The sequence below is a fragment of the Mesorhizobium sp. M0207 genome (assembly GCF_040321995.1).
GTDB lineage: Bacteria > Pseudomonadota > Alphaproteobacteria > Rhizobiales > Rhizobiaceae > Mesorhizobium.
In genome coordinates this window covers 38,630-63,769 of the sequence record NZ_JAMYSQ010000022.1, presented here as the reverse complement: position 1 = coordinate 63,769, position 25,140 = coordinate 38,630, and the positions used below count along the sequence as shown (strand labels likewise).

The following is a 25,140-nucleotide window of genomic DNA, read 5'->3' as shown; positions in this document are numbered from 1 at the left end:
TCCGCGAAAAAATCCGCGGGACAGGGGATTCGAACGACGGAAATAAGTGGCTTCAGTGGCGCTTGGCTTGCACCAGATAGGCGTCGATCTCGGTCTCGCCGAGCCACTTGGCCGCTTCCAGCCGATGCAACCCTTCGACGAGGATATGGCGCTTGCCGTCATGGCGCACCTGGATCGGCATCTTCATGCCGTTTTCCAGAATGTCCTCGGCCAGATGGCGGACGGTCTCGGGATGCAGCGTCTTCTTGCGCGCCGTCGGCACGTAGATATCGTTGACCCTGACCTTTTGCACTCTCAGCATGTCGGCTCCCGTGGCGGACAAGGCCGCCCTTTGTGAGATAGTCTGTTTGTCAGGCAAGGCCAAGGGGAGCGCCGGGCAATGGCTGGCCCGATCGTTTCCAATTGACGCTTGGCCGGCGGATGGCCGAAATGGCGGCCTTCGACCTTAGCGGTGTCCATGAACCATCTGCCGACCGAGTTTCCCGATTTCGGACTGACGCCGGAGCAGCGAGGCCAGGCGGTGCGCAGCCATTACTGGGAATGGCCCGGTATGGATGGCAGGCGCGGCGAAATCTGGTGCTACAGCGACCGTTTTTCCTATCGCCCCGGCGAGATGGTGGCGCTGCATGTCAGTTCGACGGCCGCCGGTTTCGGCATCGCAATCATCCGCGACGGCGGCGCGGAAACGACAATGTTCGAAAGGACCGGGATTGCGGCGCGCTGGCAAGATACGCCGGATCAATGTTCGGTCGAAGGCTGCGGCTGGCAAGCGTCGTTCGAGTTTCGCATCGGCGACGACTGGCCGTCCGGCGCCTATCGCGTCACGCTTGAAGCGGACGCTCGCGACGGCAAGCCGATCCGCTGTCATCACCTTTTCATCGTCTCGCCGCAGCCCGGCAAGAAACCCGGCCGCGTGCTGCAGGTCGCGGCCACCGGCACCTGGCTCGCCTACAACACATGGGGCGGTTCCAACCATTACGAAGGCATCACCGGGCCGGCCCGCGACCAGTATGCACGAATGGTGTCGACGCAGCGGCCTTGGTGCCGCGGCTTCGTCGTGCTGCCCAGGGATGCGCCGCGCGTGCCGCTCGAAGTCGCGGTGCCGCCGAAAACCGTGCCGCGCTATCCGCACATGGAATGGGCCTTTGCCACCGGCCATTCGAAGAAATACGCCTCAGCCGGCTGGGCAAGCTACGACAGCCATTTCTTCCGCTTCGCCGAGCGTGCCGGCTACGCCGTCGATCTCGCCAGCCAGCACGATCTCCATTTTTCGCCCGACATTCTCGACGGCTATGACTGCGTCGTCCTGGTCGGCCACGACGAATATTGGACCTGGGAAATGCGCGATGCGGTCGACACCTATGTCGAGCGCGGCGGTCATGCGGCGCGCTTTGCCGGCAATTTCATGTGGCAGACCAGGCTGGAGGACGAAGGCCGCCGGCAGGTCTGCTACAAATACCGCGCTCGCGCCGAGGACCCGGCCTATCGCGGCGGCGATATAAGGCGCGCCACCAATTCCTGGGAAGCGCCGGAAATCGGCCGGCCGGGTGCCGCGACCTTCGGCCTCAACGCGACAAGAGGCGTCTATGCCGGCTGGGGCGGCTGCGCGCCGCGCGGCGTGCGCGGCTTTCCGGTCTACCGGCCGGAGCATTGGGCATTTGCCGGCACCGGAATCTACTATGGCGATCTGCTCGGCGCCGACAGCCATGTCTATGGCTACGAGGTCGATGGGCTCGATTTCGAGATCCGCGGCGGCCTGCCATACCCCAAGCCCGACAGCGGTGCACCGGACGGGCTGCAAGTGCTGGCCGTCGGCATGGCGAGCCAGGTCGAGGAAAGCACCGACATTGCGTTCGAGGACCAGTTTCTCGGCGACGAGGACGGACGCTTCACCGCCGAGACGCTGTTCGGCGAGGCAAGCGATGCCAACCTCGACAAGGTCAAACGCGGCAACGGCATGATCGTCAATTTCCCGCGCGGCAAAGGCGAGGTGTTTCACGCCGGAAGCTGCGAATGGGTTGCCGGCCTGCTAAGGCAGGATGCGATGGTCGAGCGCGTCACCAGAAATGTCCTTGACCGCTATCTTGGAAAGCCATGACATGTTGAAGTCTCCTGCCCCGGAAACTCGCGAAGCCTCGCATCTGTTTTATCTATCCAGCCTGCGCCGGCCGATGATCGACCGCGCCGAAGGCATCTACATGTGGACGCAGGATGGCCGCCGCTTCATCGACGGATCGAGCGGTCCGATGGTTGCCAATATCGGCCACTCCAATCGCAACGTGCTCGACGCGATGAAAAGGCAGATGGACCGCGCCACCTTCGCCTACCGTCTGCATTTCGAGAACGAACCGGCAGAGGAGCTCGCGCGGCAGCTGGCGGCCAAACTCCCTGAAGGCATGGACCGCATCTTCTTTGTCTCCGGCGGCTCGGAAGCGACCGAATCCTGCATCAAGCTGGCGCGGCAATGGGCGGTCGCCACCGGCCAGCCCAGCCGTTGGAAGGTGATCTCGCGCTTTCCCTCCTATCATGGCGGCACGCTCGGCGCGCTCGCCGTTACCGGCGACGATGCGCTGTCCGAAACATTTGTGCCGATGATGCAGATGATGCCGACCGTGCCGGCGCCCATCGCCTGGCGCGACCGCGACAATCTTTCGATGGAACAGCGCGGCATCCGCTACGCCGACATGCTGGAGGAAAAGATCCTCGCCGAGGGACCGCAGAGCGTGCTCGCCTTCATCATGGAGCCAGTCGGCGGCGCTGCCACGGCAGCACTGGTGGCGCCCGACAGCTACTATCCGCGCATCCGCGAGATCTGCGATCGCTACGGCATCCTGCTCATCCATGACGAAGTGATGAGCGGTGCCGGCCGCACCGGAAAATTCCTCGGCGGCGACCACTGGAACTGCAAGCCCGACATCGTCGCGCTGTCGAAGGGGCTGGGCTCTGGCTACGCGCCGCTCGGCGCGCTGGCGGCACCGATGCGGCTGGTGCAGCCATTGCTCGCGTCGGGCGGCTTTCAGCACGGCCACACCTACGCCGGCAACCCGCTCGCCTGCGCCGCCGGGCTCGCCGTACTCGGCGAAATGGACCGTCTCGGCCTGATCGCCAATGCGGCTGACATGGGCGAGCTTTTGATGGACGAGTTGAAGCGATTGGCGAAGCGGTTTCCATTCATCGCCGACGTCCGTGGCAAGGGCCTGCTCACCGGTGCCGAGATGCTTGCGGATCCCGACACTCTGAGGCCGATCGAGCCTGCAAAGAAGGCCACCCAGCGGCTGCTCGACCTCGCCTATGAGCGCGGCCTGATCATCTACGGACGCAAGGTCAAGGGCGGCGTCGACGGCGACAATTTCATGGTCGCGCCGCCGATGATCGTCACCGCCGCGCAGATCGGCGAGATCACATCCATCATCGGCGACTCGCTCGAGGTGCTGGCCGGCGAGCTCGACCTGCCGGTCGAAGGCTGAGAGGCGAACCATGGCGTCGCGAAAAGTCATCATCACCTGCGCCATCACCGGGTCGGTACACACCCCGTCGATGTCGCCGCATCTGCCCGTGACGCCGGACCAGATCGCCGCAGACGCGATCGCCGCCGCCGAGGCCGGCGCTTCGATCCTGCATCTTCATGCCCGCGACCCTAGGGATGGGCGGCCGACCGCCGACCCCGAGGTGTTCATGCAGTTCCTGCCGCGCATCAAGCAGGCGACCGATGCGGTGATCAACATCACCACCGGCGGATCGTCGCTGATGACGCTCGACCAGCGGCTGGCCGCGCCGCTCAGGGCCGAGCCGGAAATGTGTTCGCTCAATATGGGTTCGATGAATTTCGCGCTGTTCCCGATGCTCGAGCGGCCGCGAGAATGGCAGCACGAATGGGAGCCGAAGCTGCTCGAGGCTACCCGTGACACGATCTTCAAGAACACCTTTGCCGACATGGAGACGGTGCTCGAGAAGCTCGGGCGTGGTTGCGGCACGCGCTTCGAATTCGAGTGCTACGATGTCGGCCATCTCTATTCGCTGGCGCATTTTCGCGATCGTGGACTGGTGTCCGGACCTTTATTCATCCAGTTTGTTTTGGGCATTCTTGGCGGCATCGGCGCCGATCCAGAAAACCTGATCCATATGAAGCGCATCGCCGACAAACTGTTCGGCGACAGCTACCGGTTTTCGGTGCTGGCCGCCGGACGCCACCAGATGCCGATGATCTCGATTGCGGCGGCGATGGGCGGCAATGTCCGCGTCGGGCTGGAGGATAGCCTCTACGAAGGGCGCCAGCTCGCCAAGTCCAATGCCGACCAGGTGCGCCGCATCCGCGGCGTGCTCGACGGATTGTCGCTGGACGTCGCGACGCCGGCCGAGGCGCGGCAGATGCTGGCGCTCAAGGGCGGCGACCGCGTGGCGTTCTGAGATGCGACCGTGACCAACCCACCGTCAAGAGACATTGTCATCCGGCCCGGGACCGTCGAGGACGTCGAAACCATCCACGCCGCGCTCCTGCGGCTCGGCGCGCATGTCGGCGCACATCAGGAGATCACCTCGACAGCTCAGGATCTCCGCACCTATGGCTTTGGCGAAAAGCCTGCCTTCTCGACCCTGATTGCCGAAATCGGTGGCGAATTTGCCGGGCTTTGCCTGTATTTCCCGATCTTCTCGACATGGATGGGACGGCCCGGCGTCTATGTGCAGGACCTCTATGTCGAGGACCGTTTTCGTGGCCGCAGGATCGGTGAACGCCTGCTGCGCCGAGTCGCGGCGCAATGCCGGAAGAGCGGCGGCGCCTATCTCAGGCTGTCCGTCGATACCGACAACGAGACCGCCAAGGCTTTTTACGAACGATTGGGCATTGCCTGGTCCAGCTACGAGCAGGTGCAGAAGATCGTCGGCGACGCCTTTTTCGCCTTTGCCGATGCACCGGAGGAGCCAACATGAAAGCCTTCTATGCCGAAGAACAGAAGCGCCATGACCCGAAGGCGTTCCTCTCGAGCGGCGCGCCGCAGCCCAATCCGGAAAGGCCGGAACGGGTCGAGCGATTGTTGGCCGGCGCAAAGGCTGCCGGCTGCACGATCGAACGGCCGCGGGATCACGGACTCAGCCCGATTGCGGCGGTGCATACGCCGGAATATCTCGATTTTCTCCAGCACATCTTCGCTCGCTGGCAGCGCATCGAGGGCGCCTCGGCCGAGGTCATCCCCAATATCCATCCGATCGCGCGGAACGGCTCCTATCCGGCCTCGGCGGTCGGCCAGGCCGGCTATCACATGGCCGACACCGCCTGCCCGATCTCCGGCGAGACGTGGCAGAGCGCGCTTTGGAGCGCCTGGAGCGCGGTTGAAACCGCCGAGGCGGTGATGTCTGGAGCGCCGGCCGCCTATGCGCTGTGCCGGCCGCCCGGCCATCACGCCTTTGCCGATGTCGCCGGCGGCTTCTGCTTCGTCAACAATTCGGCCGTCGCTGCACAGGTTCTGCGCAAACAGGCGGCGCGGGTGGCGATCCTCGATGTCGACCTCCACCACGGCAACGGCACGCAAGGCATCTTCTATGCCCGGCCGGACGTGCTCACCGTGTCGCTGCATGCCGACCCGGTGCGCTTCTACCCGTTTTTCTGGGGCCATGGCGACGAGCGCGGCGAAGGGCGCGGCCTCGGCTACAATCTCAACCTGCCGCTGCCGCGCAAATCCGGCGATACAACGTTCCTCGAAGCGCTGGAGGCATCGTTCCAGCGCATCAAGGCCTTCTCGCCCGATGCGCTTGTGGTGGCGCTGGGGCTAGACGCCTTCGAAGGTGATCCGTTCGGCGGGCTGTCGGTGAGCACGCCTGGTTTTTCGCGCATTGGCGAGGTGATCGCCGGGCTCGGCCTGCCAACGGTCATCGTCCAGGAAGGCGGCTATCTCTGCGACGAGCTCGGCGACAATCTCACCGCCTTCCTCACCGGTTTTGGCGGCACCCACAAGCGATGATCCGCCCGCGAGGGCCGCTCAGGATCGTTCCTGCCGCAGCATGGCGACAACGCGGTGCACGCTCTCCAGCGTCTCGTCGATCTCGGCTGCAGTGTTGTAATGAGCGATGCCGATGCGCACCACGCCCTGCTCGGCCGGAATGCCGAGCTGGTGGACGATCTCCCAGGCGTAGTTGTGGCCGGACCACAGGAAGATGTTTTCCGCATTCATCTGCCGCACGATCGTCTCCGGCACGATGCCCTCGACGGTGAACGACACCGTCGGCACGCGCTCATTGATCCGCTTCGGATCGGTGATGCCGTGGATGGTCAGGCCGGCAATATCCGACAAGCCATCGATCAGTTGTCGCGTCAGCGGGTTCTCGTAAGCGATTGAAACTTCGAAGGCCTTGGCGATTTTCAGCCGACGCGATCCTTGCGCGCCGGCTGCCGCGCCCAACTCGGCAAAATAATCGACAGCTGCCGACAGGCCGGCCATCAATTCAATCTGCGGCGTGCCGAGCTCGAAGCGCTCCGGCAAGGCATTGGACGAGCAACGGCATTTATACGGCTTAAGCGCATCGATAACGTCCAGCCTGCCCCACAAAATCCCCATGTGCGGGCCGAAGAACTTGTAAGCCGAGCAGATCAGGAAATCGCAGCCGAGGTTTTGGACGTCGATCAGGCCATGCGGCGCGAACTGGACGGCATCGACGTAGACCAACGCACCAGCCCGCCTGGCGATGCCGGTCAACGCCTTCACCCGGTTGATCGACCCGGTGAGATTGCTGGCGTAGTTGAGCGCGACGAGCCGCGTCCTCTCGGAAAGCAGCGCGGCGAGCGCCGCCTCTTCGATCTGCCAGCTCTGCTGGTCGAAGGGCAGCCAGCGCACGACAAGGCCAAGGTCTTCTGCCAGTTGCAGCCAGGGCGAGACGTTGCCCTCATGGTCCATGCGGGTGAGGATGATCTCGTCCCCGGGCTTCATCGTGCGGCCGAGCGTTCGCGACATGTGGTAGGTCAATGTCGTCATGTTGGCACCGATGATAATTTCCTGCGGGCTCGCAGCGCCGAGAAAATCCGCCATCGCCAGATGGGCCTCGTCCCCGATGCCTTGTGCTGCAACGGTGGTGTCGAAGAAGCCGCCGAGGTTGGCATTCGTGGTCAGCAAGCAACGCGATACTGCGTCCCCCACCGCCTGCGGGACCTGCGTGCCGGCAGGATTGTCGAGATAGATGCGCCGGCGGCCCTTGTCGGTCAGCGACAAAGCCGGAAATTTCGCGCGCACCGCGTCGATCCGGAAGTCCACGGCTGTTCCCCTCTCCTTATGACGATCGGACAACCACGTCCCGACGCATCAAGGGCACGGATTGCCGACGCGCTGGTGGATCGCATCAACGGCTTTCTGCATGTCCTCGGTCCAGACCACGTCGGCGGAAGAGAGCGCCATTTCGAGTTGCGAAATGGTGGTGGCGCCGATGATGTTCGAGGTGACCAAGGGCCGGTTCGAGACATAGGCATTGGCAAACAGCGCCGGCTCCATGCCGAAGGTGCGCGCCAACCGGTTGTATTCGAGCTGCACGTCGGCAGCATTCGGAGTCTCGTAGCGCTGGCCGCGGTTGAACAACTGCGAGCGCGAGCCCTGCGGCCGCGCGCCATGATCGTATTTGCCGGTCAAATAGCCTTGCGCCAGCGGCGAATAGGCAAGCAGCGACACCTGCTCGCGCTCGCAGACTTCGGCTAGGTTCACCTCGAAGGTGCGGTTGACGAAATTATAGGCGTTCTGCACGGAGGCGACGCGCGGACCGAGGCCCTTGTCGGCTTCGCCAATGAAACGCATGACGCCCCAGGAATTCTCGTTCGACAGGCCGAAATGGCGGATCTTGCCGGCCTTCACCAGTTCATCGAACACGGCAAGCGTCTCGGCGATCGGCGTCTCGCCCTCCGGCACGCCGGCGGCATCGGAGCGTCGCGGCACGGCGCCGATGCGGTTCGGATTGGCGCCCCACGGCACGTCGCGTTCCGGCCAATGGATCTGATAGAGGTCGATGTAATCGGTGTTGAGCCTGGCGAGTGACTTATCGATAGCGTCGAAGATATCGGCGCGCACCAGCTTAGACGGGCGGTCGCCCCGAAACCAAGTGTTGGCGGTGCGACCAACTACCTTCGAGGCGATGATCATCTGGCCGCGATTGCGCTTCTCCTTCATCCAATTGCCGATGAATGTCTCGGTACGGCCTTGTGTCTCCGCCTTGGGCGGGATCGGATAGAGTTCGGCGGTGTCGATGAAATTGACGCCGCGAGCAAACGCCAGATCCATCTGGGCGTGACCGTCCGCCTCGGTGTTCTGCTGGCCCCAGGTCATCGATCCGAGGCAGATTTGCGACACGAAAAGATCGGTCTGGCCGAGACGGCGTTTGTGCATGGAGTTTCTCCGGCGGGAATTTTGCGCGGCTGCGCGAGGAGGACGCAATAGCATACAGGAAAGCGTCGCCCGCTTCCAAGCCCACGGATGGAAGGTCAGACGACTTTCCCGGGACGCCGGCGGACAGGGTTTATCCCTGCGGCTAATAAAAAGCCGGACTGCATTTTCATGCAGTCCGGAAGTTCGCCAGGAATGGCGAGGAAAAAACCGGCCAAGTGCCGGCATAGACGCCTACGGTCAAAGCGCCGCAGAAGTTTCGCCGGACCAGCCGAATTATGTCAAAAAAGATCAGGGCAGCATGGCTGCCATGCGAATGCTGCACTGCACAATCGTCATGATCTGCTTATATTGACCGCCTTGGAGGTTCAATAAGGGCTTGAATCATGGGATTCTTCACTGAAATGTTCGCTCGTCCGCGTCCGCGGGAACAGCTGCGCTATCGAGCGGCGCTGGCGCTGCTCCATTCGATGAGCAATGCCGATCGCGCCGATATCGGCGTCAAGCCGGCCGATTTCCCGCGCATCGCCCGGGAAATGTCCCTGCGCTAAACAACTGTGAGATATCCGCCGTGGCGGATATCTCCCGAGCGGATCTCAACGCGATCCGAGGAAGATCGACTTGCCCAATGGCACGCCGTTGTGGCGCAGGATGTCGTAGGCGGTGGTCAGGTGGAAATAGAAATTGGGCATGGCGGCATGCAGTAGATACTGCATCCCCGGCATCGAAACCTCGCGTCCCGCAAGCCGCAGTTCGACTATCCTGTCATCTGAACCATCGAATTCGGCCGCCGAAAATGTCGCGAGATAATCGAGCGTCTTGGTAAGGCGGGCCTGCAGATCAGCGAAGTTCGCCTCATTGTCCTCGTATTTTGGCACCTCGCGTCCCGCAAGCCGTGACGGGGCGCCTTTGGCGTGATCGGTGGCAATCTGTACCTGCCTGGTCAGGGCAAACATGTCCGGCGCCAGCCTCGCCGTCAGATACACCTGCGGATCAATCTTGCGATCAGCCGCATTTTGCTCGGCAATGTTCAGCACATTGGCTAGTGCCTTCAGCCTCGCCGAAAATACCGGCACGGATGCTTCATACATTGATATGGTCACAAGAAATCTCCACGCGGCCCGACTGCCGAGGGCGAGAGGTAGCGCCTTCGCAGGCGATTGTTCAAGCGTCACCACGTCGCCGCAATCGATATGATAGGATTTTTCATCGAGTGGAGGTTCCCGATGAGACGCGCCCTTTTTGCAGCGACCGCTTTTGTGTCTCTTGCCATTGCCGGCCAATCGGCGCTCGCCGCAGACGCGCCTTATATCGATGACAGGTCGAATGCCGAAGCGGTCATCCGGTCACTTTATAGTGCCATCAGCCGGCACGAATTCGCGCGCGCCTGGGATTATTTCGGCGACACCAAGCCGGCCAAGGATTTCAATTCCTTCGTCAAAGGCTATGACAGCACGGACACGGTCGAAGTCAAAACCGGTGGCGTATCCGAAGACGGGGCTGCCGGCAGCATCTACTATAGCGTTCCGGTCGCCATCCGGGCGACGGCCAAGGACGGCAGCGAAAATGTCTTTGCCGGCTGCTATACGCTGCGCCAGATCAACGCCTCGATCCAGGAACCGCCATTTCGCTCGATCTTCATCGATAAGGGTGCGCTGAAACCCTCAAAGGCCGATTTCGAGGATGCGGTGCCGGCAAGCTGCGGCGAAGGACCGCCGCCGCCGAAGAAGGACGCAGCGCTTGAGCAAGCCAAAAAGGCGTTTGCCGCGACTTATGGCGACCAGTGTGACAAGGATCTTTTGGCGCAGGAGCCGGACATTTTCTCGATCCACTATAAGGGCAAGGATGCGTCTGCCAGTGATCCCGAAAGCGAAACGCGGCTTTTCCATTTCGCCTGCTCGGCCGCGGCCTACAACGAAAACTCGATCTATTACATGAGCGACGACGTGCTTGGCGTGAGACAATTGCAGTTCGCCGAACCTGAGATGGACATCCGCTACGAGAACAATGACAGCGACGGCAAATTGCTGGGCATGACCATAGTTGGCTTCCAGACCTCCGGCTGGGCAACTAATTCCGATTACGACGAAGAGACCAAGACGATCACCAGCTTCAACAAATGGCGTGGCATCGGCGATGCCTCTTCATCAGGGACCTATCTGTTTCGCAACGGCGATTTTTCCCTGGTCCAGTACGATGTCGACGCGTCTTATGACGGCGAGGAAAATCCGCAGACGGTCGTCGACTACAATACCGCGCCTTAGGGAGCCTTCGACAACATCCAATTGAGCGTGCCGCGCCAGTCGGTCATGCGGATAGGGGTGCCATGCGTGCCGGTCTCGAAGCGGACGAAGCGGGTCGGATAGGCTTTCGATTTGGCCAGAATCGATCGGAAGAAGGCTTCCTGTTTCTCGATTGGAAACACCGGGTCCTTGCTGCCCTGGCCGAAGAAGACCGGCACACGACGCTTGAAGGCGGGGCTTGAGAAGAAACTCTCGTCCCATAGCGAGCCGAGCAGCAGCAGCCCGTCGATGCGCCCGCCGGTGTCATGGCGGGCGGCCAGCTTCCAGCATATTGAGCCGCCCATCGAGCCGCAGGCGACGAAGATTTTTGCGCTCGGCGATTGTTCGGCATAGTGGTTGATCAGCGCGGCGATCTGGGTGGCACCGGTGTCGCCGAAATCGGAAAAATCCGGCGACAGATAGAGGCCGCCATTGCCGGCCATCAGGTTCTTGATGCGGTTGAAATTGCCGCCGAAGGTGAAGTCGTCGCTGCCCTGCTTACGGCTGCCGCCCTGCCCGTGCAGATAAAGCACGATGATGCTGGCGCCCCCGGTCTTGCCGACGGCAATGTGGCGGACATCGCCTGCATCGGTCGGCAGCAAGAGATCCTGCTGCACCTTACGCACGCCGGTGTCGGTGTATTGCGCGTGTACACGACGCTCAGGCACTTCGTCACGAGCGTTGATGTCGCGCAGCTCACGATAATCGACAACCGTATAGGCGCCGTTGCTCTCGGACGAGAGCGTGCCCGGGTAGGCGAACAGATCGTCCTTGAAGGGTTTGAGTTCGAGAGCGTTGGCGTAGGCGGCACAAGAGAGCGACAAAAGAATCGCCATCAGCAGGGCCGGGAGGCCGGAGGAAGGCAAGCGGAACCGGAAGCAGGAACGAAAGGCCATCCCTCAGCCATGCGTTTTTCGGCTTCGGTTTGTCAATCCTGCAGCACGCCGCCGGCGCCTTCCAGCGCCTCGCGCGTGTCGACGTCGACGGCTGCCCCTTCGCCGATCTCGACATCGATGACATCGAGCCCTTCGGCCTCGACCAGATGGCGGGCGCCGGTATCGCCTTCGAGGTGAGCGATCGCGGCAAACAGCGAACGCGGCAGCAGCACCGGATTGCCGCGCCGCCCGTCGTGCGAGGCCCGCACCACCGATCGGCCTTCGGACCTGCGGAACGCCTCAATCAGCCTGTCGAGGTCGGCCGAGGCGACGCCAGGCATATCGCCGAGGACAATCATGGCGCCGGCGGCGTCGCCGGAAATCTTGGCGATGCCGGCCTTCAGCGACGAAGACAGACCCTCGCCGAAATCCGGATTGTCGGCGAAGGTCACATCGAGGCCAGACAGTGCATCGCGCACGCGCTCGCGCTGGTGGCCAGTGACGACGATGGTGGCCGCGGCTTTCGAACCGACCGCGCGCTCGGCAGTGCGACGGACCAGCGGCTTGCAGTCGAAGAGCGCCAAGAGCTTGTTCGGCCCGCCCATGCGGCTGGAGCGGCCGGCGGCCAGAAGCACGATCTCGACCTTTGGTTCGGCTTTGGCCGGCAATGGCTCGCGCGGCTGCGGCCGCGTCGGAATTTCCATCAACAGCCCGCCGACACCCATGCCGGCAATATCCCTGGCGGTCACGTCGAGACCGGCGATCAGCCGGTCAAGCACCCAGTCGAAGCCGTTCTCCTTGGGACTGCGGGCGCAGCCCGGCGCACCGATGATGCGCTTGCCGCCTAGAGTGCCTAGCACCAGCAGATTGCCGGGATCGACCGGCATGCCGGCGCGGATGACAGTGCCGCCTGCCTTTTCGATGGCAGCGGGAACGACGTCGCCGAAATCGGCCATCGCCGAGGCGCCAAAGATAACCACCATATCGTTGTCGCGGATCAGCGAGGCCGCAGCCTCGGCGACGGGGATAATTTCATGCGAGGTTCGACGCTCCGCCGTCAGCCTGCCGCCCGAACGCGCCAGGCGCGCTTCGGTGACGCGCAGCGTCTTGTCGAGCACGCTGGGTTTGATGCCGGGCAGCACCGTCTGGATGACACCGACGCGCACCGGGTGATAGGCGTTGACCGCAAATATGTCGCCGCCGGCGCAGATCCTTGCCACGGCATCGACCAAAGCGGAGGCGACGGCAAATGGGATGATCTTCACCGTTGCTACCATCTGACCTTTTTCGACCGGCGCATGCTGCGCGAGCGTGGCGATGGTGATCGTCGGATCGACGGCGTTGATGGCGTTGATCATCGCCGCGTCGACGGTGAACATGCCGGCAGCCTGCGCGTGGAGGTTGACCCTACCTGTCGCGGCGGGCTTCGCCTCGATGTTGCGATGGATCATGGATGCGGCGATCTTTTCGGCGGCGACGTCCTCGCTGAGATCATCGGGCGCCAACACCGCCGCTACGACCTCGGAAATGCCAGCGGCCTTCAAAAGGGACACATCCCTGGCGCTTAGCCTGTGCGCCTTGCGGAAGCGGCGCTCTCCGACCGTGGTGGCGTGCGCAAGCACTGCCCCTTCGGCCGTATCGATCGCAACGGGACCAAATTTCACGCGACCGCGCCTTTGGATTCGAGGCCGCGGGAGCGAAAGGCGTGGATCGCTTGCGCCAACACCGCGACGGCGATCTCGGCCGGGCTGGCAGCCCCAATGTCGAGGCCGATCGGGGCATGAATGCGGGCGATCTGGTCGGCGGTCGCTCCCGAAGCCAGCAGGCGTTCCACACGTTTGGCGTGGGTCTTGCGGCTGCCGAGCGCGCCGACATAAAAGCAGCCGGCGTCGAGCGCCGCCTTCAGCGCGAAATCGTCGATCTTCGGATCGTGGGTGAGAGCAGCCAGCGCCGTATAGCTATCGAGCGGCTGAGGCGTCAGCACATCCTCTGGCCATTCGGCATGCAGCGCGATATCGGGAAAACGATCGGGCGTGGCAAAGGCCGTGCGCGGATCGATGATCTCGACAGGATAGCCGGCGATCCTGGCCATCGGTGCCAGCGCCTGGCTGATGTGGACGGCGCCGATCACCACCAGGCGCGGCTGCGGCAGATGTGCGTTGAGGAAGAAGGTCCGTCCCTCAGCTTCGACCAAACCGGAATTGCCCGTGCGAAATGCCTTGGCGATGGCCGCCCCGAGTTCGCCGGCTACCCGGTCGCCCTCGCGCACGACACGGTCGCGGCCGTCGCCGAGATCGGTGACCAGGATTGCCGCGCGGCGGGCGCGGCGTTCGGCGTTGAGTGTCTTCAGCGCATAGGGATCCATTCGAGATCAACCCAATCTTTCTACATAGACCTTGATGCGGCCGCCGCATGACAGGCCGACTTGCCAGGCGGTCTCGTCTGCGACGCCGAATTCGAGCATTTTGGCCTTGCCGCTATCGATAACATCGACCGCCTCGGCGACCACGGCGCCTTCGACGCAGCCGCCCGAGACGGAGCCGTGGAAATTGCCTTCGGCGTCGATGACCAGGTGGCTACCGACCGGGCGCGGCGCCGAGCCCCAGGTCTCGACCACGGTGGCAATGGCGACATCCTTGCCGTCCTTCATCCAGCCCTCCGCGATGATCAGCGGGTCGCGGGCCTCATCGAGATAGATACTGCGTTCCATGATTTTCTCCCTGGCAGACATGTGGTGATGCGACGCGCTTCACGCCAGCCTCGATCCACGGGCGCGCGTCGACCGAACGCATAAAAAACAGCACGGTTGCCAGCGACCGGTCCGCCACATAGTCCGCACCGGTCAACAGATCGATCGTCCGCGGCGCCGGACGCGGTTTTCAACTCGGTCATCCTGTCTTCGCGGACGCGGCCATCTGAAAGCCTCTACAAAGCGTGGTAACCGCGGTTGTGATAGATCAGCGGCCGCAAATTATCGCCGATGCGCAAACCTGTAACCTTGCCAAAAAGCACACGGTGGGTGGCCAGATCCTTGGAGTCGATCAGTTCGCAGTCGAAGACGGCGAGCGCACCCTTCAGCGTCGGCGCACCGGTCGAGATCACATCCCATTCGGCCAATGCGAAACGCTCCTCGACCGGCAGGCCGGTAATGCCGGAAAAGCCGATCGACAGCGGCTCCTGATCCGAAGCCAGCGTGTTCAGGGCAAATTTGCCGTTTTCCACGAACGGCTCGTTCTTGGGATTTTCACGATTGAGGCAAACCAAGATAGTTGGCGGCGTGTCCGACACCGAGCAGGCCGCGATCACCGTCGCGCCGCGCCTGCCGGCAGGGCCATCGGTGGTGACTACATGCACATGGCCAGCAAAATGGGCCATCGCGTCGCGGTAGGCCTGCGGCCCGATGTCATTCTTCTTCAGCACCGATGATTTTCCACTAGTCAGAACCAACCGTTATATATGGGGGGATATTGCAGGCCACAAGCGAAGTGCTTGACCTATATCCCGAATTCGCGTGTTGCGCCAAAGCTGGCCAGCCTTTAGGTCTTGACGGCATTGGCGCCGGCAGAACACGCGATCGGCGCGGAGGAATTCTTCGCTCGCATGCGACGTTGGACAACCACAATAGCGGTGCTGGCCTGGCTCTCGGTCGCCGGTAGTGCGAGCGCCGAGACGCTGCGGGTCGGCGTCGCGGCACCTTTGTCGGGGCCGTCGGCAATCCTCGGCAAACAGATCGAGGCCGGCGCGACAATGGCGGCTGAAGCTGACGGTACCGAGATCAGGACGATCGATGACGCCTGCACGGCCGACGGTGGCGCCGCCGCCGCGCGGGAATTCACCGCGGCCAAGGTCAACGTCGTCGTCGGGTTTTTGTGCACCGACGCAATCGAGGCGGCTCTGCCGATCCTCAAGGATGCCGGCATACCGGTGATCACAGTCGGCGTTCGCACGGAAAGCCTGACCGACCGGCGCGCCAAGACCGGATGGCCGATCTATCGTCTCGGGCCGCGCGGCGACGACGAGCGCAATGCCGTCGCTGCCATCCTCACCCGCCTATGGCAGACCGAGCTGTTCGCCATAGTCGACGACGGCACGATCTATGGCCGCGAAATGGCCGAGACGTTTCGGGCAGCCGCCGAGCAAGCGGCGCTGAAGCCGGTTTTCGTCGACACGTTCCGGCCGCAGCTCGATAACCAGATCGGCCTGATCGGCCGACTTAGGAAAGCCGGCGCAACGCATGTCTTTGCCGGCGGCGACGGCGATGATGTCGCCATTATGGGCCGGGATGCTGGCCAGCTAAATACCGGCATGGTGTTTGCCGGCGGCGAAGCGTTGCGCGCGCCGCTCGGCGACGTGGCTTATGCCGCCGGCACGCTGATGATCGCGCCGCCCGAATGGGCCGATGTCGCCGACCCCAAGGTGCTGCAGAGCTTTGCCGGACAAAACATCGTGCCGGAAGGTTACACGCTGCCCGCCTATGCCGCGGTCGAGATCGCCAAGTCGGCTTCAGCATTGACGCAAAGCTCCGGCGAGAGGCTGGCCAACGTGCTGACCGCGCATGACTTCACCACGGCGATCGGACCGATCCGCTTTGACGAAAAAGGTGACCTGACGCAAAATCCTTATCGAGCCTTCCGTTTCGACGGCGGCCGTTTCGTGCCGGCGGAGAGCCAATGATGTCCAGCACAGGGATGTTCCATGCGGGTCCGCGCAATCTCATCACGGACGTCGCCGGCCTGCGTGTCGGCAATGCGGCGAATGCCAAGCTGAAATCGGGTGTGACCACCGTCATCTGCGACGAACCGGCCGTGGCCGGCGTGCAAATCCTGGGCGGTGCGCCGGGCACCCGCGAAACCGACCTGCTCGAGCCGCACAATTCGATCCACGCCATCCATGCCCTGGTGCTTTCGGGCGGGTCGGCTTTTGGCCTCGACGCCGCGTCGGGGGTGCAGGCGGCATTACGTGAAAGGGGCATCGGCGTCGAGGTCGGCGGCTTTCGCGTGCCGATCGTGCCGGCGGCGATCCTGTTCGACCTGCGCAATGGCGGCGACAAGGATTGGGGCCGGTATCCGCCTTACCGTGACCTTGGCTACGAAGCCGCGCAAGCCGCCGCGATAGACTTTGCGCTCGGCACTGCCGGCGCAGGTAGCGGGGCTTTGAGTTCCGGCCTGAAGGGCGGGCTCGGCTCGGCCTCGACAGTGCTGGACAGCGGCGTCACCATCGGCGCGCTCGCCGCCGTCAACCCGACCGGCTCGGTGACGGTCGCAGGGACCCGCCATTTCTGGGCGGCGCCGTTCGAGATCGGCGACGAGTTCGGCGGGTTAGGCTATCCCCACCCGATGCCTGACGATGCCAGAAAGGTCCTGCTGAAGTTCCGTGACAAGCATGCGGCAGAACAGGCGGAAACCGGCGCCAACACGACCATCGCCGTGATCGCCACCGATGCGGTACTCACGAAGGCCGCCGCCAAACGTCTGGCGATATCGGCGCATGACGGCTTTGTCCGTGCCATTTGGCCGACACACACGCCCGCAGACGGCGATCTGGTCTTCGCGCTGGCAACGGGCAAGAGCGGCATCGAGCTCGCACCCAACGATGCCGTCGATCTCTACGCCGCGGCCGGCGCCACGATGGCACGCGCCATCAGCCGCGGCGTCTTTGCCGCGACGCCGGCCGAGGGCGATCTGTTCCCGGTCTGGTCGTCGCGCTGAACGCGCAACGCTCATTCGGGTGAGCCGTAATCAGACTGGATTATGATCAGGTGGGTTCGGATTTTTCTTCCTCGAACGTGACCGCAACATCCGAGTTTGCCGACAGCCGCACCTTCTGGCCCTCGACCTCGGCGACAAGGCTGAGAGGAATGAAGTGGTGATGGCCCCTGTGAGCGCCCTCGCCACTGTCGCGCTTGGTCAGCTTTATGCGATCTCCGTCAACCTTGTCGACGGTACCGACATGGACGCCGTCGGCGCCGATCACTTCCATACGTTCGCGAATCTTGGCTGCATCAGTCATTGGGGGTCTCCCTTAGAGCGCCGCGCGTCCCTTTGAACGCGCAAAGGACGCTCTAAACATTTTTGAATCAATGCATCGCGCCTTCCGAAAATCGATCCTGATTTTCGGAAGGCACGATGCGGTGAAGTTGCCGACAATAACAAACGACGGCCGGATTGGATGCATCGACTTTGTGTTTCAGTCAGCACGATCTTTTGACGGCATCGTGATAGGAATTTGAGGGCGTCGACCGTCGGAATGGAAAGCCCCATGCGAAATCTTGCCCTGTTTGCAGTCTGCCTGCTTGCCCCGCTTGCAACTTTGGCCGCCGCCTTCGCAGGCGATGTCGCCGAGCTTGAGATCCTCGGCTTCAGCAGTGATGGCGGGGTCTTTGCCTTCGAGGAATACGGCGTCCAGGACGGATCGGGATTTCCCTATGCGACACGCTATTATATCGACACGGCCGACGACAGTTTCCTGAAGGGCTCGCCGATACGTGTCCGGCTCGACGACGAGAATGCCACGGTGGCCGCAGCGCGGCTGCAGGCCCGGCAAAGGGGCGAAGCGATCGTCAGTCAGGCGGAACTCACGGCAAATCGCGGCATCACCGCCGGCTTCAACCCGGTGACCGAGCTTTCTGCCGATCCCTTCCGCATGGTGGTCAATCCGCGCCCGATCTTCTCGCCGGTCGACGATCCGCTCGAGTTCCGGCTCGACCAGATCGGCATGAATGACACCGAACGCTGCCAGAGCCAGGGCGAGATCAACGGCTTTCGCCTGCTGCGCATCGAGGCGAAGGATGGCGGCCAGACGAGGATCATTCACGAGGACAAATCGATCCCGCAAAGCAGAGGCTGTCCGAATGGCTACCAGATCGGCGCGGTTCAGACATTTTCGCTGGATAGCCTCAGCGCCTATGCCGTGCTGATCGCGGTGCGCCAATACGGCTTCGAAGGGCCGGACTATCGCTGGATCGCGGTAACCGGTCGCCTGTGAAGTTCCCCGCCATGCGCTATCGCGCCCTGCATCGTCTCCGCCGCTCCTTGCCGCCGCTGCGCACGGCATTTGCCGGTGCCTTGTTGTGGGCCATGGCGATGGGCGCCAGCGCGCTGCTCAATCTGCTGTTGTACGATTGGGAGACCCCGGCGAAGGTCCGCTTCGTCTCGCTGCTTTATGCTGCCGGCGGCGCGCTGGCCTTCCCGGTTGGGCTGTTTCTGGCGCGGCTCGTCTCGCTCGGACGCCACTGGGAAATCGCCCTCGCCGCCGCCTTCGTCTGCCTTCTCGCCGCGACAATTACCTTCACCGGCGGCCTCTTTGGGCTGCAATACCGCTCCTACTATGTCCAATGGCATGCACCCGCGCTCACCATCACCTGGGTTTTCCAGTTCGTGTTCACGATGTTGACGGCGCTTTACCAGTTCGTCGTCCTCGGCATCCGGCTGTATTTTCCGCTCGGTTTCGTTGCACTCGCTGTCGCCAGTGTCTGGTTTGCGCGCCAGCAACGTTGAGCATTTTGCCTGCCTCTGTTAGGACGCGGGCAAATGCTCTCGCAAGTCAGGACCGACTGATGATCCCTCGCTACTCCCGGCCGGAAATGGTGGCCATCTGGTCGCCCGAAACCCGGTTCCGCATCTGGTTCGAGATCGAGGCCTACGCCTGCGACGCATTGGCCGAGCTCGGCGTCATCCCGAAGGAGGCCGCCGAGACCATCTGGGAGAAAGGCGGGGCGGCAAAATTCGATGTCGAAGCCATCGACGAGATCGAGCGGGTCACCAAGCATGACGTCATCGCCTTTCTCACCCATCTCGCCGAATTCGTCGGGCCGGATGCCCGCTTCATCCACCAGGGCATGACATCCTCCGACGTTCTCGACACCTGTTTTGCCGTGCAGCTCACCCGCGCCAGCGACATCCTGCTGGCCGACATTGACGAGCTGCTTGCGGCGCTCAAGCGCCGCGCCTTCGAGCACAAGGACACTGTCACCATCGGCCGCAGCCACGGCATCCATGCCGAGCCGACCACCTTCGGCGTCAAGCTGGCGCAGGCCTATGCCGAATTCTCGCGTTGCCGCGAGCGGCTGGTGCACGCACGCGAGGACATCGCCACCTGCGCCATCTCGGGTGCGGTCGGCACCTTCGCCAATATCGACCCCTACGTCGAAGAATACGTGGCCAAGAAACTCGGACTGAAGCCCGAGCCGGTGTCGACGCAGGTGATTCCGCGCGACCGCCATGCGATGTTCTTCGCCACGCTCGGCGTCATCGCCTCGTCGATCGAGCGGCTGGCGATCGAGGTGCGCCATCTGCAGCGCACCGAGGTACTCGAAGCAGAAGAGTACTTTTCACCCGGCCAGAAGGGCTCGTCGGCGATGCCGCACAAGCGCAACCCGGTGCTGACCGAGAACCTCACCGGCCTTGCCCGCATGGTGCGCTCCTTCGCATTGCCGGCAATGGAGAATGTGGCGCTCTGGCACGAACGCGACATCTCGCATTCCTCGGTCGAGCGCATGATCGGGCCCGACGCGACGGTGACGCTCGATTTCGCGCTCTCACGCCTGACCAGCGTCGTCGACAAACTGCTAGTCTACCCCGACAACATGCTGAAGAACATGAACAAATTCCGCGGCCTCGTGCATTCGCAGCGCGTGCTGCTGGCGCTGACGCAAGCCGGCGTTTCGCGCGAGGACGCCTACCGGCTGGTGCAGCGCAACGCCATGAAGGTGTGGGAGCAAGGCGCTGATTTTCTTGAGGAACTTCTGGCCGACAAGGACGTTGTCGCAGCCTTGCCCGAGGCCGAGATCCGCGAGAAATTCGACTTGGGCTATCATACCAAGCACGTCGATACGATCTTTAGCCGAGTGTTTGGAGAAGCCTGATGATTTCGTCGGCCGGAGATTTCGATTTCCTTGCCCTGCCCGGGCGCGGCAATTCCGGGCCGGATCATTGGATGTCGCATTGGTGCCGGGTGTTCCCCAATTCGAGCCGCGTGCTGCAGGCCGAGTGGGACCGGCCAAAGCCTGAAGACTGGATCGGCCAGGTGGATGCCGCGGTGGCCGCCGCACCGCGCCGCGTCGTGCTGCTTGCGCATTCGCTGGCGGTGGCGACGGCGGTGAAGTGGGCTGCCGGCGCCAGTCAAAGCCAACTCGACAAGGTCGCGGCGGCATTCCTGGTTGCCGCGACCAATGTCGAGGATGCCGATCCCTCATTCGACGCGGTGCGCCCGTTCGCGCCGATGCCGCTGAAGCGCCTGCCCTTCCCGACATTGGTGGTGGCGAGCCGCAGCGACCCACGCGTCACCTTCGACAAGGCGACCGCCTTCGCCGCAGCCTGGGGTGCCGAACTCGCCGATGCGGGCGATCTCGGCCATATGGGAAACGAGGCCCGCCTCGGCCTGTGGCCGGCGGGCCTGCTCATGCTTGGCCGCTTGCTCGAAAAAGCAGACCTCTAACCTACGCCTTACCGGGAACCGTCCTTATCACCGTGCCCCACGGATCCTCGCGGGTGGTCTCGCTTGCGGCATTGTCCGAGCGCATCTCGACCCAGGCCAAGCCGGAGCGGGCGGGATCGCGGCGACCGGCGCCCGCGCTCTGCCACGCATTTGCGCCAATGTGGTGATGATAGCCGCCGGACGACAGGAACACCGCCGCGCCACCGTACTTTGCCACTGTGTCGAAACCGAACTCCTGATGCCACCATGCTTCGGCTTCTTCCGGCCTGCCGACCCGCAAATGGACGTGGCCGATAATGCTGTTTTCCGGCGCGCCCTGCCAGCCGGTGTCGCCGGCCGGCACCTCGGCAACAACCGACGGAATGTTCAGCCGCTCCGTCGCCATCGCTATCTTGTCACCGTTCCATTTCCAGTCCTGCGGACGGCGGTCGGCATAGATCTCGATGCCGTTGCCTTCCGGATCGGTTAGGTAAAGAGCCTCGCTGACCAGATGATCGGATGCGCCCTCGATGCCGATCTTGCCGGCGATGGCGTGATTGATCCAGCGGCCGAGATCGGCCCGGCTGGGTAGCAGGAAGGCGGTGTGGAAAAGACCGGCGCTGCGCGGGTCATCGGGTTTCGCGGCCGGATCCGCTTCGATGTCGAGCAAAGGGCGATGGACTGCGCCGAGCGTAATCGTGCCGCCGGCGCGGCTCAGTTCCTGCAAACCGACGACTTTGCGATAGTAGGCAGCGAGATTGTCTGCATCGCGCGCCCGCAAGCCGACGCGGGCAACGCTGACCGGGGTCGTCGCGGCAAAAGGCAGTTCGCTCATCAAAGTGCTCCGTTCAGGCGGCGCTCGACAAGCTTCCAACACAGCAATCCGGCGCCATCAATCATTCTACGCCATGTCCGTGCCAAAATCTCGGAACAGCCATTCTTCTTTCCTGGCGACAGATCGTTGATCGCGATCGTTCACACAAGAGCGCAAGAAGCGAACAGGGTGTTCACAATAGCGAGCAGAACCGGGCTCATGAGCGGCCGTTTGCGTGTCGCTGTTTAGTTCATACCCGGTTGCACCCGACAGCGCCTCTCGCTACATGCGCGCCATGAAAGTCAGGGAAGCAGATATTCTCATCGTGCCGGGCTACACCAATTCCGGCCCTGATCATTGGCAGAGCCGCTGGCAGTCGAAACTATCGACAGCGCGCCGCGTCGAACAGGCGGAATGGTCGAAGCCGGTGCGCGAGGATTGGACGGCCGGTGTCGCCAAGGCGGTTAACGAGGCCGAGCGGCCGGTCGTCATCGTCGCCCATTCGCTTGGCGTCGCGGCGGTCATTCAAGCATTGCCTCGGTTCGAGAGGCCGGTCGCCGGCGCTTTCTTCGTGGCGCCGCCCGATGTCGCCAATCCAGAGATAAAGCCGAGGCACCTGATGACCTTCGGCCCCTATCCGCGCGACCCGCTGCCGTTTCCGTCGGTGGTGATCGCCAGCCGCAACGACCCGTTCTGCGCCTTCGGCGTCGCCGAGGACATTGCCGCGGCGTGGGGCTCGCTGTTCATCGACGCCGGGGATGCCGGTCATCTCAACACGAATTCCGGCTTCGGCCCCTGGCCTGAAGGCTCGATGACGTTCGCGAAATTCCTCACGGATCTCTAGGAAGCGATCGAATCCCTGACGCTGTTCAGCAGGGTCTTTGCCCCAAGCGAAATCAGCGAATGCTCGGAACCCATCGCCAGCAGCCGGTAACCCATCGACACCACGCGACCGGCGATGGCCGGTTCCATCACATAGATCGCCGCATGCTTGCCGGCTTTGCGGGTGCGGTCGGCGATCGAGGCGACGGTCCCCATCATGCTCTCCAGCGTCGAACTGACGGTGGTGCCCTTCGACCAGGCGATCGAGAAATCCGACGGGCCAAGGAATATCCCGTCGATGCCCGGCGTGTCGAGGATGCCGTCGAGTGAATCAAGCGCGGCCCGCGTTTCGACCATGGCGAACGCCATGGTGCGCTGGTTGCTGTCGCGCAGCCAGTCGGCATAGTCGCCCTTGCCATGGCGCGGAAAAGCATAGGTCGGGCCCCAGGAGCGCTCGCCGAGTGGCGGGTATTTCATTGCGGCAGCAAACAGCTTTGCGTCCGCCACCGAATTCACCATCGGGGCGATCACCGCCTCGGCGCCGAAGTCGAGCGCACGGCTGGCCATGTCGAAGCGGCCGACCGGGATGCGTACCAAAGCCGGCTTGTTGGCGGCCAGCACCGGCACAAGCCCGCGCAGCACGCTGTCCTCGTGATGGCCACCATGCTGCATATCGAGCGTAACCGCGTCGAATCCTTGCCTGGCCAGTATCTCGACCGTCAAGGCATCCGGCACGCCGGACCATGCGGTGAACAGCGTCTCGTCGGCCGCAAGGCGTGACTTCAGGGACATTGGCGATTTCCTCTTTGCTTGCAGCAATTCAGCCGGAAATGACCGCAAAGGCAAAGAAAAACCGCCCGGTGAGGCCGGGCGGTCGATTGGTCCAGCATTCGAAGAGTATCGATGGGGATCAGGTGTTCTTGATCTGCTCGATCGCCTGCGCCATCAATTCATCCATGGTGCGGCGGATCTGATGGTCCGACTGGTCGATGCCGGCCGCATCGAAATCCTTGCGTATCTTGCGGAAAACGTCGTGATCGCCGGCTTCCTCGATGTCGCTGACGACCACTTCCCTGGCATAAGCGTCGGCATCGGCGCCGGACTTGCCGAGCTTTTCGGCAGCCCACAGGCCGAGCGCTCTGTTGCGGCGTGCCGCAGCCTTGAACCGAAGTTCCTCGTCGAATGCGAATTTGCGCTCAAAGCCCTCTTCGCGGTCTTTCATGCTGCTCATGGCATCCCTCCGTGAAATCCGATTCGTTGTGCCAATATGTGTTGCCGGAGCACAAACCAAAAGGGCGCCGGCCGGTCAATATGCTACATTGCTTGCTGCGCTGCGGCATTTCGGTGCCCGAAAGCGGTTGATTGAAAGGATTTGCCGATTGAGCAAACAGTGCGATTGGGATAGACACCGGCATTGAACCCCACCGTCGCCATCTTATTTTAGGCAGACGGACAGGAACTGGTCGCTTGCCGCCTGCCCGCAAATCCAGAGAAAAATCAGATGAAAAATCGCCGCCGCATTTATGAAGGCAAGGCCAAGATCCTTTATGAGGGACCGGAGCCTGGCACGCTGATCCAGTTCTTCAAGGACGACGCTACCGCTTTCAACAAGAAGAAGCATGAAATCGTCGATGGCAAAGGCGTGCTCAACAACCGCATTTCCGAGCACATCTTCAATCATCTCAACCGGATGGGCATTCCGACCCACTTCATCCGCCGGCTCAACATGCGCGAGCAGTTGATCAAGGAAGTCGAGATCATCCCGCTCGAAGTGGTGGTGCGCAACGTCGCCGCCGGCTCGCTGGCCAAGCGCCTGGGCATCGAGGAAGGCACCGTGCTGCCGCGCTCGATCATCGAATTCTATTACAAGGCCGATGCGCTCGACGATCCGATGGTCTCGGAAGAGCACATCACCGCCTTCGGCTGGGCGAGCCCACAGGAGATCGACGATGTCATGGCGCTGGCCATTCGCGTCAACGACTTCCTTTCCGGCCTGTTCATGGGCGTCGGCATCCAGTTGGTCGATTTCAAAATTGAATGCGGCCGCCTGTTCGAAGGCGATATGATGCGCATCGTCGTTGCCGATGAGATCTCGCCGGATTCCTGCCGGCTGTGGGACGTGGCGACGCAGGACAAGCTCGACAAGGACCGCTTCCGCCGCGACATGGGCGGGCTGGTCGAGGCTTATCAGGAAGTTGCCCGCCGTCTCGGCATCATGAACGAGAACGAGCCACCGCGTCCGGCCGGGCCGGTGCTCGTCGCATCGACCGACGGCGTCAAAGGCAAGCCGCACTGACGGCTTGCCCGCTCAACAGATGAACAGGAACATGTCCAGCGTGATCAAGGCCCGCATTACCGTAACCCTCAAGAACGGCGTGCTAGACCCACAAGGCAAGGCAATCGAGCATGCGCTGTCCGCAATGGGTTTCGGCGGCATCGGCCAGGTGCGGCAAGGCAAGGTTTTTGATATCGAACTTGCCGAGAGCGACAAGTCCAAGGCCGAAGCGGATCTGAATGCCATGTGCGACAAGCTTCTGGCGAATATGGTGATTGAGAATTACGCGGTGGAGATCGCCTGA

General features: G+C 62.7%; 29 protein-coding genes and 1 pseudogene. 16 read left to right on the top strand and 14 right to left on the bottom strand.

The window, feature by feature from the left end; genetic code table 11:
• Nucleotides 1–52: 52 nt before the first annotated feature.
• Nucleotides 53–301: a ParB N-terminal domain-containing protein gene (locus tag NKJ15_RS24855; RefSeq protein ID WP_023674751.1), complete on the bottom strand. Its 249-nt coding sequence runs from the start codon at nucleotides 299–301 to the stop codon at nucleotides 53–55.
• A gap of 156 nt (nucleotides 302–457) precedes the next feature.
• On the opposite strand from NKJ15_RS24855, the gene NKJ15_RS24850 reads away from it, so the two are divergent.
• From NKJ15_RS24850 to NKJ15_RS24830, 5 genes are read left to right on the top strand one after another with little or no spacing between them, the layout of a single operon-like run.
• The gene (locus NKJ15_RS24850; protein ID WP_352818150.1) at nucleotides 458–2,098 is read left to right on the top strand and encodes a N,N-dimethylformamidase beta subunit family domain-containing protein; all 1,641 of its coding nucleotides are present in this window, start codon (nucleotides 458–460) and stop codon (nucleotides 2,096–2,098) included.
• A gap of 1 nt (nucleotide 2,099) precedes the next feature.
• Nucleotides 2,100–3,467 carry an aminotransferase family protein gene (locus tag NKJ15_RS24845; protein WP_352818147.1) on the top strand — a complete coding sequence of 456 codons (1,368 nt, stop codon included), beginning with the start codon at nucleotides 2,100–2,102 and terminating at the stop codon, nucleotides 3,465–3,467.
• Nucleotides 3,468–3,477: 10 nt separating this feature from the next.
• Nucleotides 3,478–4,407, top strand: coding sequence for a 3,5-dioxohexanoate:acetyl-CoA acetone transferase (kce, locus tag NKJ15_RS24840; protein WP_352501605.1), 930 nt, complete (start codon nucleotides 3,478–3,480; stop codon nucleotides 4,405–4,407).
• Nucleotides 4,408–4,416: 9 nt separating this feature from the next.
• The gene (locus tag NKJ15_RS24835) at nucleotides 4,417–4,929 is read left to right on the top strand and encodes a GNAT family N-acetyltransferase (RefSeq protein WP_352766785.1); all 513 of its coding nucleotides are present in this window, start codon (nucleotides 4,417–4,419) and stop codon (nucleotides 4,927–4,929) included.
• The gene (locus tag NKJ15_RS24830) at nucleotides 4,926–5,957 is read left to right on the top strand and encodes a histone deacetylase family protein (RefSeq protein WP_352474026.1); all 1,032 of its coding nucleotides are present in this window, start codon (nucleotides 4,926–4,928) and stop codon (nucleotides 5,955–5,957) included. Before NKJ15_RS24835 ends, NKJ15_RS24830 begins: the two co-directional genes overlap by 4 nt.
• A gap of 18 nt (nucleotides 5,958–5,975) precedes the next feature.
• On the opposite strand, the gene NKJ15_RS24825 is transcribed toward NKJ15_RS24830, so the two are convergent.
• Together NKJ15_RS24825 and NKJ15_RS24820 are read right to left on the bottom strand one after the other, a co-directional pair.
• Nucleotides 5,976–7,241, bottom strand: coding sequence for a cysteine desulfurase-like protein (locus tag NKJ15_RS24825; protein WP_352818143.1), 1,266 nt, complete (start codon nucleotides 7,239–7,241; stop codon nucleotides 5,976–5,978).
• Between the two features lie 48 nt (nucleotides 7,242–7,289).
• The gene (locus tag NKJ15_RS24820; protein WP_352818140.1) at nucleotides 7,290–8,357 is read right to left on the bottom strand and encodes an aldo/keto reductase; all 1,068 of its coding nucleotides are present in this window, start codon (nucleotides 8,355–8,357) and stop codon (nucleotides 7,290–7,292) included.
• A 383-nt stretch (nucleotides 8,358–8,740) separates the two neighbouring features.
• On the opposite strand from NKJ15_RS24820, the gene NKJ15_RS24815 reads away from it, so the two are divergent.
• A complete protein-coding gene (locus NKJ15_RS24815; RefSeq protein ID WP_023674744.1) occupies nucleotides 8,741–8,905 on the top strand; it encodes a hypothetical protein in 165 nt (54 codons plus the stop codon).
• A 45-nt stretch (nucleotides 8,906–8,950) separates the two neighbouring features.
• On the opposite strand, the gene NKJ15_RS24810 is transcribed toward NKJ15_RS24815, so the two are convergent.
• On the bottom strand, nucleotides 8,951–9,457 hold the full coding sequence (locus NKJ15_RS24810) for a DUF1993 domain-containing protein (RefSeq protein ID WP_352766959.1): 507 nt from the start codon (nucleotides 9,455–9,457) through the stop codon (nucleotides 8,951–8,953).
• 123 nt (nucleotides 9,458–9,580) lie between these two features.
• On the opposite strand from NKJ15_RS24810, the gene NKJ15_RS24805 reads away from it, so the two are divergent.
• Nucleotides 9,581–10,618, top strand: a complete 1,038-nt coding sequence (locus NKJ15_RS24805; protein WP_352818137.1) for a DUF1176 domain-containing protein — start codon at nucleotides 9,581–9,583, stop codon at nucleotides 10,616–10,618.
• Here NKJ15_RS24805 and NKJ15_RS24800 read toward each other — a convergent pair.
• From NKJ15_RS24800 to NKJ15_RS24780, 6 genes and pseudogenes are all read right to left on the bottom strand, one after another.
• Nucleotides 10,615–11,472, bottom strand: coding sequence for an alpha/beta hydrolase (locus tag NKJ15_RS24800; RefSeq protein ID WP_352772732.1), 858 nt, complete (start codon nucleotides 11,470–11,472; stop codon nucleotides 10,615–10,617). The genes NKJ15_RS24805 and NKJ15_RS24800 overlap by 4 nt on opposite strands.
• 92 nt (nucleotides 11,473–11,564) lie before the next feature.
• Nucleotides 11,565–13,175, bottom strand: a complete 1,611-nt coding sequence (locus NKJ15_RS24795) for an NTP transferase domain-containing protein (protein WP_352818134.1) — start codon at nucleotides 13,173–13,175, stop codon at nucleotides 11,565–11,567.
• A complete protein-coding gene (locus tag NKJ15_RS24790) occupies nucleotides 13,172–13,876 on the bottom strand; it encodes an XdhC family protein (RefSeq protein ID WP_352614091.1) in 705 nt (234 codons plus the stop codon). Before NKJ15_RS24790 ends, NKJ15_RS24795 begins: the two co-directional genes overlap by 4 nt.
• A 6-nt stretch (nucleotides 13,877–13,882) precedes the next feature.
• The gene (locus NKJ15_RS24785; protein WP_352474017.1) at nucleotides 13,883–14,221 is read right to left on the bottom strand and encodes an XdhC family protein; all 339 of its coding nucleotides are present in this window, start codon (nucleotides 14,219–14,221) and stop codon (nucleotides 13,883–13,885) included.
• 85 nt (nucleotides 14,222–14,306) lie between these two features.
• Nucleotides 14,307–14,403: pseudogene (locus NKJ15_RS33035) on the bottom strand (AAA family ATPase); the annotation flags it as partial.
• 33 nt (nucleotides 14,404–14,436) lie between these two features.
• Nucleotides 14,437–14,931 carry a flavin reductase gene (locus NKJ15_RS24780; RefSeq protein WP_352457772.1) on the bottom strand — a complete coding sequence of 165 codons (495 nt, stop codon included), beginning with the start codon at nucleotides 14,929–14,931 and terminating at the stop codon, nucleotides 14,437–14,439.
• Nucleotides 14,932–15,111: 180 nt separating this feature from the next.
• Here NKJ15_RS24780 and NKJ15_RS24775 point away from each other — a divergent pair, with 180 nt between their 5' ends.
• Together NKJ15_RS24775 and NKJ15_RS24770 are read left to right on the top strand one after the other, a co-directional pair.
• A complete protein-coding gene (locus NKJ15_RS24775) occupies nucleotides 15,112–16,185 on the top strand; it encodes a branched-chain amino acid ABC transporter substrate-binding protein (RefSeq protein WP_352818130.1) in 1,074 nt (357 codons plus the stop codon).
• Nucleotides 16,186–16,199: 14 nt separating this feature from the next.
• Entirely contained in the window at nucleotides 16,200–17,219 is a 1,020-nt protein-coding gene (locus NKJ15_RS24770) for a P1 family peptidase (protein WP_352501680.1), read from the top strand.
• Nucleotides 17,220–17,265: 46 nt separating this feature from the next.
• On the opposite strand, the gene NKJ15_RS24765 is transcribed toward NKJ15_RS24770, so the two are convergent.
• Nucleotides 17,266–17,520, bottom strand: a complete 255-nt coding sequence (locus NKJ15_RS24765; protein ID WP_023674734.1) for a DUF2171 domain-containing protein — start codon at nucleotides 17,518–17,520, stop codon at nucleotides 17,266–17,268.
• A gap of 249 nt (nucleotides 17,521–17,769) precedes the next feature.
• Between NKJ15_RS24765 and NKJ15_RS24760 the strand changes: the two genes are divergently transcribed.
• From NKJ15_RS24760 to NKJ15_RS24745, 4 genes are read left to right on the top strand one after another with little or no spacing between them, the layout of a single operon-like run.
• The gene (locus NKJ15_RS24760) at nucleotides 17,770–18,495 is read left to right on the top strand and encodes a DUF2259 domain-containing protein (RefSeq protein ID WP_352501595.1); all 726 of its coding nucleotides are present in this window, start codon (nucleotides 17,770–17,772) and stop codon (nucleotides 18,493–18,495) included.
• 11 nt (nucleotides 18,496–18,506) lie between these two features.
• Nucleotides 18,507–19,007, top strand: coding sequence for a hypothetical protein (locus NKJ15_RS24755; RefSeq protein ID WP_352818127.1), 501 nt, complete (start codon nucleotides 18,507–18,509; stop codon nucleotides 19,005–19,007).
• 59 nt (nucleotides 19,008–19,066) lie between these two features.
• On the top strand, nucleotides 19,067–20,374 hold the full coding sequence (purB, locus tag NKJ15_RS24750; protein ID WP_352818124.1) for an adenylosuccinate lyase: 1,308 nt from the start codon (nucleotides 19,067–19,069) through the stop codon (nucleotides 20,372–20,374).
• A complete protein-coding gene (locus NKJ15_RS24745; protein WP_352818121.1) occupies nucleotides 20,374–20,946 on the top strand; it encodes an alpha/beta hydrolase in 573 nt (190 codons plus the stop codon). The genes purB and NKJ15_RS24745 overlap by 1 nt, the downstream gene beginning before the upstream one ends.
• A gap of 1 nt (nucleotide 20,947) precedes the next feature.
• Here the strand turns inward: NKJ15_RS24745 and NKJ15_RS24740 are convergent, their stop codons facing one another.
• On the bottom strand, nucleotides 20,948–21,760 hold the full coding sequence (locus NKJ15_RS24740) for a VOC family protein (protein ID WP_352766797.1): 813 nt from the start codon (nucleotides 21,758–21,760) through the stop codon (nucleotides 20,948–20,950).
• A 274-nt stretch (nucleotides 21,761–22,034) separates the two neighbouring features.
• Here NKJ15_RS24740 and NKJ15_RS24735 point away from each other — a divergent pair, with 274 nt between their 5' ends.
• The gene (locus NKJ15_RS24735; RefSeq protein ID WP_352818118.1) at nucleotides 22,035–22,583 is read left to right on the top strand and encodes an RBBP9/YdeN family alpha/beta hydrolase; all 549 of its coding nucleotides are present in this window, start codon (nucleotides 22,035–22,037) and stop codon (nucleotides 22,581–22,583) included.
• On the opposite strand, the gene NKJ15_RS24730 is transcribed toward NKJ15_RS24735, so the two are convergent.
• Both NKJ15_RS24730 and NKJ15_RS24725 read right to left on the bottom strand, forming a co-directional pair.
• Nucleotides 22,580–23,353: an HpcH/HpaI aldolase family protein gene (locus NKJ15_RS24730; RefSeq protein ID WP_352449404.1), complete on the bottom strand. Its 774-nt coding sequence runs from the start codon at nucleotides 23,351–23,353 to the stop codon at nucleotides 22,580–22,582. The two genes, NKJ15_RS24735 and NKJ15_RS24730, sit on opposite strands and share 4 nt — an antisense overlap.
• Nucleotides 23,354–23,471: 118 nt before the next feature.
• Nucleotides 23,472–23,792 carry a DUF1476 domain-containing protein gene (locus NKJ15_RS24725; RefSeq protein ID WP_023674726.1) on the bottom strand — a complete coding sequence of 107 codons (321 nt, stop codon included), beginning with the start codon at nucleotides 23,790–23,792 and terminating at the stop codon, nucleotides 23,472–23,474.
• A gap of 270 nt (nucleotides 23,793–24,062) precedes the next feature.
• Here NKJ15_RS24725 and purC point away from each other — a divergent pair, with 270 nt between their 5' ends.
• Nucleotides 24,063–24,857 (top strand): phosphoribosylaminoimidazolesuccinocarboxamide synthase, encoded by a 795-nt coding sequence (gene purC / locus NKJ15_RS24720; RefSeq protein ID WP_023674725.1) that lies wholly within the window; start codon nucleotides 24,063–24,065, stop codon nucleotides 24,855–24,857.
• 40 nt (nucleotides 24,858–24,897) lie between these two features.
• Complete coding sequence (purS, locus tag NKJ15_RS24715; protein WP_352501590.1) at nucleotides 24,898–25,140, top strand: phosphoribosylformylglycinamidine synthase subunit PurS; 243 nt, start codon at nucleotides 24,898–24,900, stop codon at nucleotides 25,138–25,140.

Excerpts from the sequence above, each read along its gene's own strand:
- purC (WP_023674725.1), top strand. The coding sequence starts at position 24,063 with ATGAAAAATCGCCGCCGCATTTATGAAGGCAAGGCCAAGATCCTTTAT.
- NKJ15_RS24770 (WP_352501680.1), top strand. The coding sequence starts at position 16,200 with ATGTTCCATGCGGGTCCGCGCAATCTCATCACGGACGTCGCCGGCCTG.
- NKJ15_RS24775 (WP_352818130.1), top strand. The coding sequence starts at position 15,112 with ATGCGACGTTGGACAACCACAATAGCGGTGCTGGCCTGGCTCTCGGTC.
- NKJ15_RS24745 (WP_352818121.1), top strand. The coding sequence starts at position 20,374 with ATGATTTCGTCGGCCGGAGATTTCGATTTCCTTGCCCTGCCCGGGCGC.
- NKJ15_RS24735 (WP_352818118.1), top strand. The coding sequence starts at position 22,035 with ATGAAAGTCAGGGAAGCAGATATTCTCATCGTGCCGGGCTACACCAAT.
- NKJ15_RS24805 (WP_352818137.1), top strand. The coding sequence starts at position 9,581 with ATGAGACGCGCCCTTTTTGCAGCGACCGCTTTTGTGTCTCTTGCCATT.
- NKJ15_RS24785 (WP_352474017.1), bottom strand. The coding sequence starts at position 14,221 with ATGGAACGCAGTATCTATCTCGATGAGGCCCGCGACCCGCTGATCATC.
- NKJ15_RS24850 (WP_352818150.1), top strand. The coding sequence starts at position 458 with ATGAACCATCTGCCGACCGAGTTTCCCGATTTCGGACTGACGCCGGAG.
- purB (WP_352818124.1), top strand. The coding sequence starts at position 19,067 with ATGATCCCTCGCTACTCCCGGCCGGAAATGGTGGCCATCTGGTCGCCC.
- NKJ15_RS24765 (WP_023674734.1), bottom strand. The coding sequence starts at position 17,520 with ATGACTGATGCAGCCAAGATTCGCGAACGTATGGAAGTGATCGGCGCC.
- NKJ15_RS24855 (WP_023674751.1), bottom strand. The coding sequence starts at position 301 with ATGCTGAGAGTGCAAAAGGTCAGGGTCAACGATATCTACGTGCCGACG.
- NKJ15_RS24740 (WP_352766797.1), bottom strand. The coding sequence starts at position 21,760 with ATGAGCGAACTGCCTTTTGCCGCGACGACCCCGGTCAGCGTTGCCCGC.
- NKJ15_RS24760 (WP_352501595.1), top strand. The coding sequence starts at position 17,770 with ATGCGAAATCTTGCCCTGTTTGCAGTCTGCCTGCTTGCCCCGCTTGCA.
- kce (WP_352501605.1), top strand. The coding sequence starts at position 3,478 with ATGGCGTCGCGAAAAGTCATCATCACCTGCGCCATCACCGGGTCGGTA.
- NKJ15_RS24790 (WP_352614091.1), bottom strand. The coding sequence starts at position 13,876 with ATGGATCCCTATGCGCTGAAGACACTCAACGCCGAACGCCGCGCCCGC.
- NKJ15_RS24730 (WP_352449404.1), bottom strand. The coding sequence starts at position 23,353 with ATGTCCCTGAAGTCACGCCTTGCGGCCGACGAGACGCTGTTCACCGCA.
- NKJ15_RS24725 (WP_023674726.1), bottom strand. The coding sequence starts at position 23,792 with ATGAGCAGCATGAAAGACCGCGAAGAGGGCTTTGAGCGCAAATTCGCA.
- NKJ15_RS24815 (WP_023674744.1), top strand. The coding sequence starts at position 8,741 with ATGGGATTCTTCACTGAAATGTTCGCTCGTCCGCGTCCGCGGGAACAG.
- NKJ15_RS24845 (WP_352818147.1), top strand. The coding sequence starts at position 2,100 with ATGTTGAAGTCTCCTGCCCCGGAAACTCGCGAAGCCTCGCATCTGTTT.
- NKJ15_RS24830 (WP_352474026.1), top strand. The coding sequence starts at position 4,926 with ATGAAAGCCTTCTATGCCGAAGAACAGAAGCGCCATGACCCGAAGGCG.
- NKJ15_RS24800 (WP_352772732.1), bottom strand. The coding sequence starts at position 11,472 with ATGGCGATTCTTTTGTCGCTCTCTTGTGCCGCCTACGCCAACGCTCTC.
- NKJ15_RS24755 (WP_352818127.1), top strand. The coding sequence starts at position 18,507 with ATGCGCTATCGCGCCCTGCATCGTCTCCGCCGCTCCTTGCCGCCGCTG.
- NKJ15_RS24820 (WP_352818140.1), bottom strand. The coding sequence starts at position 8,357 with ATGCACAAACGCCGTCTCGGCCAGACCGATCTTTTCGTGTCGCAAATC.